This window comes from Flavobacterium sp. (assembly GCF_031537875.1).
GTDB lineage: Bacteria > Bacteroidota > Bacteroidia > Flavobacteriales > Flavobacteriaceae > Flavobacterium.
The window spans coordinates 35,073-47,385 of sequence record NZ_JAVKNB010000006.1 but is presented as its reverse complement, the minus strand read 5'-3'; the positions used below and the strand labels follow the sequence as shown (position 1 = coordinate 47,385).

The window sequence follows — 12,313 nt, the reverse complement described above, 5'->3', positions numbered from 1 at the left end:
CTTATTTTTTACCTTTATTTTTTGCTCCAGCGTGACCTCTAAAAGATCGTGTTGGTGAAAATTCTCCTAATTTGTGACCTACCATGTTTTCTGTAACGTAAACTGGTACAAACTGACGACCGTTATGAACTGCGATTGTTTGTCCAACAAAGTCTGGAGTAATCATCGAAGCTCTAGACCAAGTCTTTACTACTCCGTTGCTACCTTTTTCAATGTTTTCTTGAACTTTCTTGTCTAACTTATAATGAACGAAAGGTCCTTTTTTTAATGAACGTGCCATATCTTATTATTTCTTTCTACGTTCTACGATATACTTGTTACTCGGGTTTTTCTTAGAACGAGTTCTATAACCTTTAGCTGGTATTCCATTTCTTGAACGTGGATGTCCACCAGAAGAACGTCCTTCACCACCACCCATTGGGTGATCGACAGGGTTCATTGCAACAGGTCTTGTTCTAGGTCTTCTTCCTAACCATCTTGTTCTACCTGCTTTTCCAGATACAACTAATTGGTGATCAGAATTAGAAACTGCTCCAATGGTAGCTGAACAAGTCAACAAGATCAATCTTGTTTCTCCTGACGGCATTTTAATTGTAGCATATTTTCCATCTCTTGCCATTAATTGAGCAAAAGTTCCAGCCGAACGAGCAATTACTGCTCCTTGACCTGGTCTTAACTCAATACAAGAGATTACAGTTCCTAAAGGAATTCTGCTTAATGGTAATGTATTTCCAATTTCAGGTTGAGACTCTGGTCCAGAAACTAATTTCTGACCCACTTTCAATCCGTTTTGAGCAATTACATAAGTTTTCTCTCCATCAGCGTAAGCTAATAAAGCGATAAACGCAGTACGATTTGGATCGTACTCAATTGACTTAACCGTAGCAGGAATTCCTTCTTTAGTACGTTTAAAATCAATAATACGATATCTCTGCTTGTGACCACCACCCGTATAACGCATGGTCATCTTTCCTTGACTATTTCTACCTCCAGAGTTTTTTATCGGCGCTATCAAAGAGCGTTCCGGCTTATCAGTTGTAATGGCGTCATAACCATTCACAACTCTAAATCGCTGACCTGGGGTAATAGGTTTTAATTTTCTAACTGACATTGTTCTCTATTAGATATTGTTGTAAAAATCAATTGATTCTCCTTCTTTTACTTGTACAAATGCTTTCTTTTCAGCATTTGTTTTTCCACTGATCAAACCACTTTTAGTGTATTTAGTAGTTCTATCCGGTCTTACGTTAATTGTGTTAACACTAACAACAGTTACTCCATAAGTAGCCTCAACAGCTTTCTTAATCTCAACTTTATTTGCTTTTTTGTTAACAAAAAATCCGAAGCGGTTTAAAACTTCACTTTCTTTGGTTACTTTTTCAGTTACTATAGGTCTGATTATAATACTCATTTTCCTATTTATTTGCTTAAATTATCTTCAATTCCTTCCAAAGAACCCTCTAAAAGCACTAGATTATTAGCGTTTAAGATGGCGTAAGTACTTAATTCTGAGCTACTTACTACGTTAGAAGCCTTTAAATTGCGTGACGACAAATATACATTTTTATTTGAATCACCCAACACGAACAAAGATTTTTTGTTTTCTAAGCCTAACGATTTCAAAACGTTAATGAAATTTTTAGTGCTTGGAGTTTCAAAATTGAAGTCTTCTAAAACGATGATATTTGACTCTTTTGCTTTGATTGAGAAAGCTGATTTTCTAGCTAAACGTTTCAAGTTTTTATTCAATTTGAATGAATAACTTCTTGGTCTAGGTCCAAAAACTGTTCCTCCACCTTTAAACAATGGATTCTTTGCACTACCCGCACGAGCAGTACCGGTTCCTTTTTGTTTTTTAATCTTACGTGTACTTCCCGCTACTTCAGCTCTTTCTTTTGCTTTGTGCGTCCCTTGTCTTTGATTAGCAAGATATTGCTTAACATCAAGGTATACAGCGTGATTATTTGGTTCAATTGCGAATACTGAATCAGAAAGTTGAACTTTTCTTCCAGTATCTTTTCCGTTGAAATCTAATACTTTTACTTCCATTACTTCTGAATGATTACATAAGAGTTGTTATGTCCAGGAACACATCCTTTAATAACAAGTAGGTTCTTTTCAGCCACTACTTTTAAAACTCTAAGGTTTTGAACTTTTACATTTTCTCCTCCCATTCTTCCAGCCATACGCATTCCTTTGAATACTCTAGATGGATAAGAAGAAGCTCCTACAGAACCTGGCGCTCTTAAACGGTTGTGCTGACCATGAGTAGCTTGTCCAACACCACCAAAACCGTGACGCTTAACAACCCCTTGGAAACCTTTACCTTTAGATACACCTTGTACATCTACAAACTCTCCTTCTTCAAAAATAGTAACATCAATAAGATCTCCTAATTTTTGTTCAGTTGCAAAATTTTGGAATTCAACGACTTTTTTCTTAGCAACAGTTCCCGCTTTTTTAAAGTGACCTACAGCCGCTTTTGTGGAATGTTTCTCGTTTTTGTCATCGAAACCAAGTTGCAACGCTTCGTACCCGTCAACACCTTTGGTTCTGACTTGGGTAACAACACATGGTCCAGCTTCGATTACTGTACAAGGAATATTCTTCCCGTTTTCATCAAAAATACTAGTCATGCCGATTTTTCTACCAATTAACCCAGACATAAATATTAATTATTAATTATTAAATATAAATATAGAACACACGTTTAAGCGAATCCTATTTTTTAAAATGAGGTGCAAAAGTATAACTTATTTGCAGATATTCCAAAAAATGTTTTCGCTTAAACGGAATGCTCTTCTATTTCGAAAATACAGGTACTTAAACTTTGATTTCTACTTCAACTCCACTAGGCAATTCTAATTTCATTAAAGCATCAATAGTTTTAGATGAAGATGAATAAATGTCAATTAATCTCTTGTATGACATAACTTCAAATTGCTCTCTCGCTTTTTTGTTAACGTGTGGAGAACGCAATACCGTGAATAATTTTTTGTGAGTTGGCAATGGAATTGGTCCTGTTACAACTGCACCGGTAGTTTTAACCGTTTTTACAATCTTCTCAGCAGACTTGTCTACTAACATGTGATCGTAAGATTTTAGTTTTATTCTGATTTTTTGACTCATTTTCTTAAAAATTAAGCGTTACCTTTTGCTTTTTTGATCACTTCTTCTGAAATATTAGAAGGAGTTTGTTCGTAGTGTGAAAATTCCATAGTAGAAGTTGCTCTACCTGAAGACAATGTTCTCAATGTAGTTACATATCCAAACATTTCAGATAAAGGAACATTTGCTTTAATAGTTTTAGCACCTGCTCTGTCTCCCATGTCATTTACTTGACCTCTTCTTCTATTCAAATCTCCAACGATATCCCCCATATTTTCTTCTGGAGTAATCACTTCGATTTTCATAATAGGCTCAAGGATAACTGCACCAGCTGCTTTCGCCACTTCTTTATAACCCATTCTTGCTGCCAATTCAAATGACAATGCATCCGAATCCACAGGGTGATAAGAACCGTCTAATAAAGTTACTTTCAAACTATCTACAGTATAACCAGCTAATGGTCCTGTTTTCATAGCTTCTCTGAAACCTTTCTCAACAGCAGGAATATATTCTTTAGGAACGTTTCCTCCTTTTACTTCATTCACAAATTGCAATCCAACTGGAGCTTTTCCATCAACTACATCTGCAGGCTCTAAACGGAAAACGATATCTCCAAATTTACCACGACCTCCAGATTGTTTTTTGTACACCTCTCTGTGTTGCGCTTCTTTTGTAAACGCTTCTTTGTATTCTACTTGAGGCTCACCTTGGTTTACTTCTACTTTGAATTCACGTTTCATACGATCTACAAGGATGTCCAAGTGTAACTCACCCATACCCGAGATAATAGTTTGACCTGAAGCTTCATCAGTTCTAACAGTAAACGTTGGATCTTCCTCAGCCAATTTAGCCAAAGCCATACCCATTTTATCAACGTCAGCTTTAGTTTTAGGCTCAATAGCGATACCAATTACAGGATCAGGGAATTTCATTGACTCAAGGATAATTGGGTGTTTTTCATCACACATAGTATCCCCAGTTTTGATATCTTTAAATCCAACAGCAGCTCCAATATCTCCAGCCTCAATATATTCGATTGGATTTTGTTTGTTAGCGTGCATTTGGTAGATACGAGAAATTCTTTCTTTGTTTCCAGAACGAGTGTTCAAGATATAAGAACCTGCATCCAAACGACCAGAATAAGCACGGAAGAAAGCTAAACGACCAACGTAAGGGTCAGTAGCAATTTTAAATGCCAAAGCAGCGAACGGCTCTTTTACATCTGGACGACGTAATATTTTAGTTTGATCTTCTTCTAATAAATCAGCATCATCAGGGTGAATCCCTTCAATACCTTCTTTATCCAATGGAGATGGCAAGTATTTACATACCGCATCTAACATGAACTGAACTCCTTTGTTTTTGAAAGAAGAACCCGCAATCATAGGAATGATAGCCATATCAATAGTAGCAGCTCTCAAAGCAGTGTTGATTTCTTCCTCTGTAATAGAGTTTTCATCTTCCATATACTTATCCAATAGATTTTCATCATAATCAGCTACTGCCTCAATAAGAATAGATCTATATGCCTTAACATCATCCACCATATCAGCTGGAATATCAACAATATCAAAAGTAGCTCCTTGCGTAGCATCATGCCAAATAATAGCTTGATTTTTAACCAAGTCAACTACTCCTTTGAAGTCATTTTCTTCACCGATTGGCAATGTAATAGCAACAGCGTTAGATTTTAACATGTCTCTAACTTGTTGACATACATTTAGGAAGTTAGAACCTTGACGGTCCATTTTGTTTACGAATCCCATACGAGGAACTCTATATTGATCTGCTAATCTCCAGTTAGTTTCTGATTGTGGCTCAACACCATCAACAGCACTAAATAAGAAAACCAAACCATCCAATACACGTAACGAACGATTTACCTCTACGGTAAAGTCAACGTGTCCAGGAGTATCAATAATATTAAAGTGGTAACCTGTAGATTCAGGTAAAATTTTACCTTGTTCAGTTGGAAAATTCCACTCACAAGTCGTTGCAGCAGAAGTAATTGTAATACCTCTTTCTTGCTCTTGTGCCATCCAGTCCATTGTTGCAGCACCATCGTGTACTTCACCAATTTTATGTGATTTTCCAGTATAGAATAAAATACGCTCTGTTGTTGTTGTTTTACCAGCATCAATGTGAGCAGCAATACCTATATTTCTTGTATATTTTAAATCTCTAGCCATTTCTTATGAATTAAAATCTAAAGTGAGAGAATGCTTTGTTAGCTTCTGCCATTTTGTGAGTATCCATTCTTTTCTTAACAGCAGCTCCTTCTTCTTTAGCCGCAGCTAAACATTCTGAAGCTAGTCGTTGAGCCATCGATTTTTCATTTCTTCTTCTTGAATAAAGTATTAACCACTTCATTGCCATAGAAATTTTTCTGTCTGGTCTAATTTGCATTGGAATTTGGAATGTAGCTCCACCAACTCTACGACTACGTACTTCTACGTGAGGCATAACATTAGTTAACGCATCTTTCCAAATTTCTAATGATGATTTTTCTACATCTTGCTTTTTAGTTTCAATGATATCAATTGCATCATAAAAAACTTTAAAAGCTGTTGATTTCTTACCGTCCCACATTAAGTTATTCACAAAACGAGTTACCAATTGGTCATTAAACCTTGGATCTGGTAAAAGTGGTCTTTTCTTTGCCGCTCTTTTTCTCATGTCTTTTTTGTTTTTAGAATAAAAATTTTTTCGTTTATAACATATATTAGGTATAGTTATAACTAAACCTCTAAAACATTTAAACTGCTAAACTTTTTGTTCAAATTACTTTTTTGCTTCTTTTGGGCGTTTAGCACCGTACTTAGATCTTCTTTGCGTTCTTCCCGCTACACCTGATGTATCAAGCGCACCACGAACGATGTGATATCTAACTCCTGGTAAATCTTTTACCCTTCCACCCCTAACTAATACTATCGAGTGCTCTTGTAAATTGTGTCCTTCTCCAGGGATGTAAGCATTTACCTCGTTACCATTTGTCAAACGTACACGCGCTACTTTACGCATTGCAGAGTTTGGTTTTTTTGGTGTAGTAGTGTAAACACGCGTACAAACCCCTCTTCTTTGAGGACAAGAATCTAAAGCAACCGATTTACTCTTCTTAGTTATCTGAGTTCTTCCTGTTCTTACTAATTGTTGAATTGTTGGCATAATTAATACTAAAAATTTCTTATTATATTAAATTCCCGCTTTTTACGGGGTTGCAAATGTATAAATAATTTTCAACTCTGCAAACCTTAATTAATTAATTTTCAATACAATTATTTAATCCTACTTCTGGAAGCTCAAAATAGGTCAAATTAAAAACGGAGGTGAAAGAAAAAGAATATAAAAAAATGAAAGCGCTACTTGTAAAACAATTCAACATCTACCTTAATTAAAAGAACCGCTAATTTTATTTAAAAAATACAATTCAACAAAAAAGAGCACAAAAGTTGACAATACAACAAAACCAATAGATATTAAAGTGTAAAAAAGTAAAAAAGCAGCAAAAAACATAATTTTACAACAAGTAATAGAACTAATGTTAAAATGTTAAATTTTAGATGCGCGCATAAAAAATCAATGCAAATGTTAGGAAAGTTAACAAATTATTAAGAGTTTTGCTTCACTAATTCAAAATAATTAAAAATGAAACTAAAATTAAATGGATTCTTAGTGCTGTTACTAGCATTGATGACGCAAATCACTTTTGCGCAAGAAAGAGCCGTTTCAGGAATTGTTTCTGACAATACAGGCTTGCCTTTACCAGGGGTAAGTGTATTAGTTAAAGGAACAAAAATTGGAACACAAACTGATTTTGATGGAAAATTCTCTATCAAAGTGGCACCAAGCCAAACATTAACATTTAGCTATATTGGGATGAACTCTCAAGAAGTTAAAGCAACTTCAACTACTATTAAAGTAAAACTAGTTAGCGCTGCTATCGAGTTAGAAGGTGCAGTAGTTACTACAGCTCTTGGGGTAAAAAGAGAGAAAAAATCTCTTGGATACGCAACTCAAGAAATCAAAGGATCAGACATCGTTTCTGGTGCTGGTAGCGGAAACTTCTTTAACGAACTTTCTGGTAAAGTAGCTGGGGTTCAAATTAGAAGAAACAACAACTTTGGTGGTTCTACTAATATTGTATCTCGTGGTATTAAAAACCTTACAGGTAACAACCAAATGTTGGTAGTTATTGATGGTGTACCAGTTAACAACTCAAATGTTAACTCAAGTACAGGTTCTCAAACTACTGGATCTGGACCAACTTACGATTATGGTAACAATGCAATGGATATCAATCCAGATGATATTGAAACAATCAACGTATTGAAAGGTGCTGCTGCATCTGCATTATATGGTTACCAAGCTGGTAATGGTGTTTTAATGATTACTACACGTAAAGGAAAAGCTAAAAAAGGGTTAGGTGTAACTGTTTCTTCTGAAATCGTTACTGGAAGTATTGACAAATCAACTTTTGTGAATTACCAAACTAAATATGGTGCTGGTTACGGTCCATATTACGAAGATGCTTCAGGATTTTTCTTATCTAGAGATATCAATGGTGATGGTGTAGCTGATTTAGTAGTCCCTACATCTGAAGATGCTTCTTACGGAGCGCCTTTTGATCCAAATAAAATGGTATATAACTGGAATGCTTTTACTCCTTATTCTGATAACTTTGGAAAAGCAACTCCATGGGTAGCGGCTAAAAACGGACCTATTACATTTTTCAATACCCCATTATCTATCAATAACTCTGTAAGTTTAGAAGATGGGGACGATAAAAGTAATTTTGTATTGAACTTTAACAATTCAAAACAAAATGGTATTATGCCAAATTCTGAATTGAAGAAAAATAGTTTGAGTTTGAAATTCAACCGTCAAATTACTGATAAATTATCTTTATCGTCTTTTGCTAGTTATACTGCACAAAACACAATCGGTAGAAACTCTACAGGATATAGTGATAACATCATGACATCTTTCCGTCAATGGTGGCAAACTAACGTTGATGTTCAAGAATTGAAACAAGTATTTGAAAGATCAGGTGGTCAAAACGTAACTTGGAACTGGGCTGATCCTACAGATTTACAACCAATCTACTGGGATAACCCTTACTTCACAAGATACAAAAACTACCAATCTGACGAAAGAAATCGTTTTACTGGATATGCTAAATTAGATTACAAATTGGCTGACTGGGTAACTGCAACAGGTCGTGTATCTACTGATACCTATTCTGAGTTACGTGAAGAAAGAAGAGCAAATGGTGCTACAGCAGGATCTTTTGGTATCAACAGATTAGATGAAGGTTCTGGTTACCAAAGATACAACCGTGACTTCTCTGAACAAAACTATGATTTCTTCTTGACGTTCAAGAAAAATATTTCTAATGACATTTCTTTCAGCGGAATTGCTGGAGGTACAATCAATAGAACAAGAACAACTTCAATCTTAGCTTCTACTCAAGGTGGATTAATTGTACCTGGAGTTTATAGTTTAACAAACTCTGTTGGAACAGTTCCTTTCCCTCTTGAAAGTGAAATTAATTCAGGTGTAAACTCTTATTATGCTTCTGCATCATTTGGTTACAAAGATTTCTTGTTTTTAGACGGTACATTAAGACGTGATGCGTTTTCTGTTTTACCAGCTGACGATAACACATTGTTAACTAAATCAGTTTCTGGAAGTTATGTGTTTACTAAAACAATTGACAAATCATGGTTGTCTTTTGGTAAATTAAGAGCTAGTTATGCTCAAAGCCCATTAGGATCTCCTTCTCAAGCTTTAGCTGACACTTTTGATAAATTTGATCCATTTGGTTCAAGCCAACAATATTCTGTTTCATCTACTAAAAACAACGCACACCTTCAACCGGTAAGTTCTAATACAGTAGAAGCTGGTTTAGAAATGCAGTTTTTTAATAGAAGAGTTGGATTTGACGTAGCAGCATACAAAACATTAAGTGAAGGTCAAATTTTTCCAGTAGCCTATTCTACTGCAACGGGATTCTCTTCTAAATATGTAAATGCTGGAACTATTGAAAATAAAGGTCTTGAGGTTCAAGTTAATTTAACTCCAATCAAAACACAAGATTTCTCATGGGATGTATACGTAAACTGGGCTAAAAACAAAAATACTGTTGTAAGCTTAACAGAAGGTATTACCAACTTACAATTAGGAAGTTTCCAAGGTGGTGTGACTATCAACGCTCAAGTTGGCGAAGCATATGGAGCTATTAAAGGTACTGATTTTACGTATTTGAATGGTCAAAAAGTGGTAAGCACTTCTGGACGTTACGTAATCAATACTTCTACAAACAATGTAATTGGTAACATTACTCCAGATTGGACTGGTGGTGTACGCAACAAATTTACATACAAAAACCTTTCTTTAGGATTCTTAGTTGATATGCAAAAAGGAGGGGATATGTTCTCACTTGACCAATCGTATGGTTTAGCAACAGGTCTTTCTGTAGCAACTGCTGGAAACAATGAATTGGGTAATCCTGTACGTAACACAATTGCTAATGGTGGTGGTGTTATTCTACCAGGTGTCCAAGCAAATGGAACCCCTAACACTGTAAGAACAGCTGCTCCAGACCAATACGGAAACATCTCTGGATACAGAAGAGCGCCTAATGCTGCATTTGTATATGATGCTTCTTACATCAAATTAAGAGAAGTAAACATCACATATAGCTTACCATCATCTTTAGTTGCTAAATTGAAGCTTACTGACATGAAATTCAGCATAGTAGGGTCTAACTTATGGATCATCCATAAAAATCTACCGGATGCAGATCCTGAAAGTGGTTTAGCTTCTGGTAACTTATCATCTGGTTATTCTGTAGGTTCATTACCAACGACAAGAAATATCGGATGTAACCTAACATTTAAATTTTAAATTATGAAAAAGATAGTATTATTAATTGCGTTTATCGCACTATCAGTTTCTTGTACTGATGATATTACAGGCTTAAATGTAGATACTAAAAACCCTAGTACTACGAAGTCAGAGTATTTATTTACTTCAGCTCAAAAAGCATTAGTTGATCAAATGACTAGTACATCAGTTAATTACAATGTATTCAGAATGTTTGCGCAACAATGGACTGAAACTACGTATCCTGACGAAAGTCAGTACAACATTACAACACGTACAATTCCTGACAATCACTGGACAGTATTATACCGTAATGTATTAACTGACTTAAAAGCAGCTAAAAAACAATTGGATGCTGAAACTCCTGCTTCACCAGCAGAAACAGCTATTTTGAACAACAAAAAAGCGATTGTTGACATCCATATTGTATATGCTTACAGTATTTTAGTAGATACTTTTGGTGATGTTCCTTACACTGAATCGAATGACATTGAAGGACATCCTCAACCTAAGTATGATGATGCAAAAACAATCTACAAAGATTTAATTGCTAGATTAACTGCTGATGCAAGTTTATTAACTTCAACTGATAGTTTCGGATCAGCTGATTTAATTTATGGCGGTTCAGCTGCTAAATGGAAAAAATTCGCTAATTCATTGCGTTTACGTTTAGCTGTTAACTTGGATGATGCTGATCATGCTTATGCTGCATCTCAAATTACTGCTGCGGTTACTGCTGGATTAATCTCTAGCAATGCAGATAACACTAATTTACAGTACTTAGGAGCACAACCAAACACTAATCCACTATATGTAGATTTAGTAGCTAGTGGAAGACATGATTTTGTTCCTGCAAATACTTTAGTTGACAAAATGAACACCTTGTCTGATCCTAGAAGAGCTAAATATTTCACTTTAGCTTCTGATAACACTTATAAAGGTGGGATTTATGGAACTGGTAACTCATACACAAACTTTTCTCATGTAAGTGCTACCATCGAAAGTCCTACTTTACCTGGAACTTTATTTGATTACGCTGAAGTAGAATTCTTGTTGGCGGAAGCTGCAGCAAAAGGTATTGCTGTTGGTGGAACTGCAGAATCTCACTACAATGCTGGTATCACTGCTTCAATGCAAAATTGGGGTGTTGCTTCAGCAGATATTGCTACTTATTTAGCAAGAACTGATGTAGCGTATACTACTGCTACAGGTACTTACAAACAAAAAATTGGAGAACAAGCTTGGTTAGCTCTTTACAATAGAGGTTTTGAAGCTTGGACATCTTACAGAAGATTAGACTTCCCTGTATTAGCTGCACCAGCTGGAGCATACAATGGTTTAACTTCAGTACCTGTTCGTTATTCTTACCCTGCAAAAGAGCAAACATTAAATACAGCTAATGTAACTGCTGCTATCACTGCAATTGGTGGTAATAACTTAACTACAAAAATATTCTGGGATAAATTCTAATATTTATTTCTTCAAGTATTTGAAAACCATCAGCCTTTGGCTGGTGGTTTTTTTTTATATCTTTGCGACATGGAAAAAGAAAACATAATATTCGGAATACGTGCCATTATTGAGGCCATACAAGCAGAAACTGCAGTGGACAAAGTCTTCATTCAAAAAGAAATTGCAGGCGAACTGATGAAGGATTTAATGAAGGTCATGAAACGTGCCAATATTAATTTTTCTTACGTCCCTGTAGAAAAACTAAACCGTCTAACACCTAACAACCACCAAGGAGCAGTAGCTAGTATCTCTCCTATTGGTTTTATGGAACTAGAACATTTAGTTGAATCAACTATGGAATCAGGGAAACAACCTTTATTCTTAATATTAGATCAAATCTCTGATGCGCGTAATTTTGGCGCTATTATTAGAACTGCTGAATGTACTGGTGTTAATGGAATTATTATTCAAAAAGCAGGTTCAGCACCCGTAAATGGGGATACCGTAAAAACCTCTGCTGGAGCCGTTTTCAATGTACCTATTTGTAAAGTCGAACATATTAAAGACGCTATCTTTTATTTGCAAGGTTCGGGTATTAAAACAGTAGCCGCAACAGAAAAAACAGAACAAAACATCTACGATATTGCATTAAACGAACCCGTAGCAATCATCATGGGATCAGAAGACAGAGGAATAAACCCTTCTGTTTTAAAAATTGTTGATGAAAAAGCAAAACTACCTATGTTCGGAACTATTGGATCGCTAAATGTTTCTGTCGCTTGCGGTGCCTTCTTATACGAAGCGGTAAGACAGCGAAGCTAAACAAATCTACAAATCAACGGAGATGTAAGTTATCGCATACTATTTA

General features: G+C 35.6%; 12 protein-coding genes. 3 read left to right on the top strand and 9 right to left on the bottom strand.

What is annotated here, in order from left to right; genetic code table 11:
* Position 1: 1 nt before the first annotated feature.
* From rpsS to rpsL, 9 genes are all read right to left on the bottom strand, one after another.
* Positions 2 to 280: a 30S ribosomal protein S19 gene (rpsS, locus tag RMR09_RS02615; RefSeq protein ID WP_310594283.1), complete on the bottom strand. Its 279-nt coding sequence runs from the start codon at positions 278 to 280 to the stop codon at positions 2 to 4.
* Positions 281 to 286: 6 nt separating this feature from the next.
* A complete protein-coding gene (gene rplB, locus RMR09_RS02610; RefSeq protein ID WP_059114053.1) occupies positions 287 to 1,111 on the bottom strand; it encodes a 50S ribosomal protein L2 in 825 nt (274 codons plus the stop codon).
* 9 nt (positions 1,112 to 1,120) lie between these two features.
* Positions 1,121 to 1,411 carry a 50S ribosomal protein L23 gene (gene rplW / locus RMR09_RS02605; RefSeq protein WP_229318493.1) on the bottom strand — a complete coding sequence of 97 codons (291 nt, stop codon included), beginning with the start codon at positions 1,409 to 1,411 and terminating at the stop codon, positions 1,121 to 1,123.
* 8 nt (positions 1,412 to 1,419) lie between these two features.
* Complete coding sequence (rplD, locus tag RMR09_RS02600) at positions 1,420 to 2,049, bottom strand: 50S ribosomal protein L4 (RefSeq protein ID WP_310594282.1); 630 nt, start codon at positions 2,047 to 2,049, stop codon at positions 1,420 to 1,422.
* A complete protein-coding gene (gene rplC / locus RMR09_RS02595) occupies positions 2,049 to 2,666 on the bottom strand; it encodes a 50S ribosomal protein L3 (RefSeq protein WP_310594281.1) in 618 nt (205 codons plus the stop codon). Before rplC ends, rplD begins: the two co-directional genes overlap by 1 nt.
* Before the next feature lie 157 nt (positions 2,667 to 2,823).
* Positions 2,824 to 3,129 carry a 30S ribosomal protein S10 gene (gene rpsJ, locus RMR09_RS02590; protein ID WP_007803605.1) on the bottom strand — a complete coding sequence of 102 codons (306 nt, stop codon included), beginning with the start codon at positions 3,127 to 3,129 and terminating at the stop codon, positions 2,824 to 2,826.
* Positions 3,130 to 3,140: 11 nt separating this feature from the next.
* The gene (fusA, locus tag RMR09_RS02585) at positions 3,141 to 5,297 is read right to left on the bottom strand and encodes an elongation factor G (protein WP_310594280.1); all 2,157 of its coding nucleotides are present in this window, start codon (positions 5,295 to 5,297) and stop codon (positions 3,141 to 3,143) included.
* Positions 5,298 to 5,307: 10 nt separating this feature from the next.
* Complete coding sequence (rpsG, locus tag RMR09_RS02580; RefSeq protein WP_310594279.1) at positions 5,308 to 5,784, bottom strand: 30S ribosomal protein S7; 477 nt, start codon at positions 5,782 to 5,784, stop codon at positions 5,308 to 5,310.
* 105 nt (positions 5,785 to 5,889) lie between these two features.
* Entirely contained in the window at positions 5,890 to 6,273 is a 384-nt protein-coding gene (gene rpsL, locus RMR09_RS02575) for a 30S ribosomal protein S12 (protein WP_007136570.1), read from the bottom strand.
* Between the two features lie 480 nt (positions 6,274 to 6,753).
* On the opposite strand from rpsL, the gene RMR09_RS02570 reads away from it, so the two are divergent.
* From RMR09_RS02570 to rlmB, 3 genes are all read left to right on the top strand, one after another.
* Positions 6,754 to 10,014 (top strand): SusC/RagA family TonB-linked outer membrane protein, encoded by a 3,261-nt coding sequence (locus tag RMR09_RS02570; RefSeq protein WP_310594278.1) that lies wholly within the window; start codon positions 6,754 to 6,756, stop codon positions 10,012 to 10,014.
* 3 nt (positions 10,015 to 10,017) lie between these two features.
* The gene (locus RMR09_RS02565; protein ID WP_310594277.1) at positions 10,018 to 11,463 is read left to right on the top strand and encodes a SusD/RagB family nutrient-binding outer membrane lipoprotein; all 1,446 of its coding nucleotides are present in this window, start codon (positions 10,018 to 10,020) and stop codon (positions 11,461 to 11,463) included.
* Between the two features lie 69 nt (positions 11,464 to 11,532).
* A complete protein-coding gene (rlmB, locus tag RMR09_RS02560) occupies positions 11,533 to 12,267 on the top strand; it encodes a 23S rRNA (guanosine(2251)-2'-O)-methyltransferase RlmB (protein ID WP_310594276.1) in 735 nt (244 codons plus the stop codon).
* Positions 12,268 to 12,313: the final 46 nt, after the last annotated feature.

Excerpts from the sequence above, each read along its gene's own strand:
- rpsS (WP_310594283.1), bottom strand. The coding sequence starts at position 280 with ATGGCACGTTCATTAAAAAAAGGACCTTTCGTTCATTATAAGTTAGAC.
- rplB (WP_059114053.1), bottom strand. The coding sequence starts at position 1,111 with ATGTCAGTTAGAAAATTAAAACCTATTACCCCAGGTCAGCGATTTAGA.
- rplW (WP_229318493.1), bottom strand. The coding sequence starts at position 1,411 with ATGAGTATTATAATCAGACCTATAGTAACTGAAAAAGTAACCAAAGAA.
- rplD (WP_310594282.1), bottom strand. The coding sequence starts at position 2,049 with ATGGAAGTAAAAGTATTAGATTTCAACGGAAAAGATACTGGAAGAAAA.
- rplC (WP_310594281.1), bottom strand. The coding sequence starts at position 2,666 with ATGTCTGGGTTAATTGGTAGAAAAATCGGCATGACTAGTATTTTTGAT.
- rpsJ (WP_007803605.1), bottom strand. The coding sequence starts at position 3,129 with ATGAGTCAAAAAATCAGAATAAAACTAAAATCTTACGATCACATGTTA.
- fusA (WP_310594280.1), bottom strand. The coding sequence starts at position 5,297 with ATGGCTAGAGATTTAAAATATACAAGAAATATAGGTATTGCTGCTCAC.
- rpsG (WP_310594279.1), bottom strand. The coding sequence starts at position 5,784 with ATGAGAAAAAGAGCGGCAAAGAAAAGACCACTTTTACCAGATCCAAGG.
- rpsL (WP_007136570.1), bottom strand. The coding sequence starts at position 6,273 with ATGCCAACAATTCAACAATTAGTAAGAACAGGAAGAACTCAGATAACT.
- RMR09_RS02570 (WP_310594278.1), top strand. The coding sequence starts at position 6,754 with ATGAAACTAAAATTAAATGGATTCTTAGTGCTGTTACTAGCATTGATG.
- RMR09_RS02565 (WP_310594277.1), top strand. The coding sequence starts at position 10,018 with ATGAAAAAGATAGTATTATTAATTGCGTTTATCGCACTATCAGTTTCT.
- rlmB (WP_310594276.1), top strand. The coding sequence starts at position 11,533 with ATGGAAAAAGAAAACATAATATTCGGAATACGTGCCATTATTGAGGCC.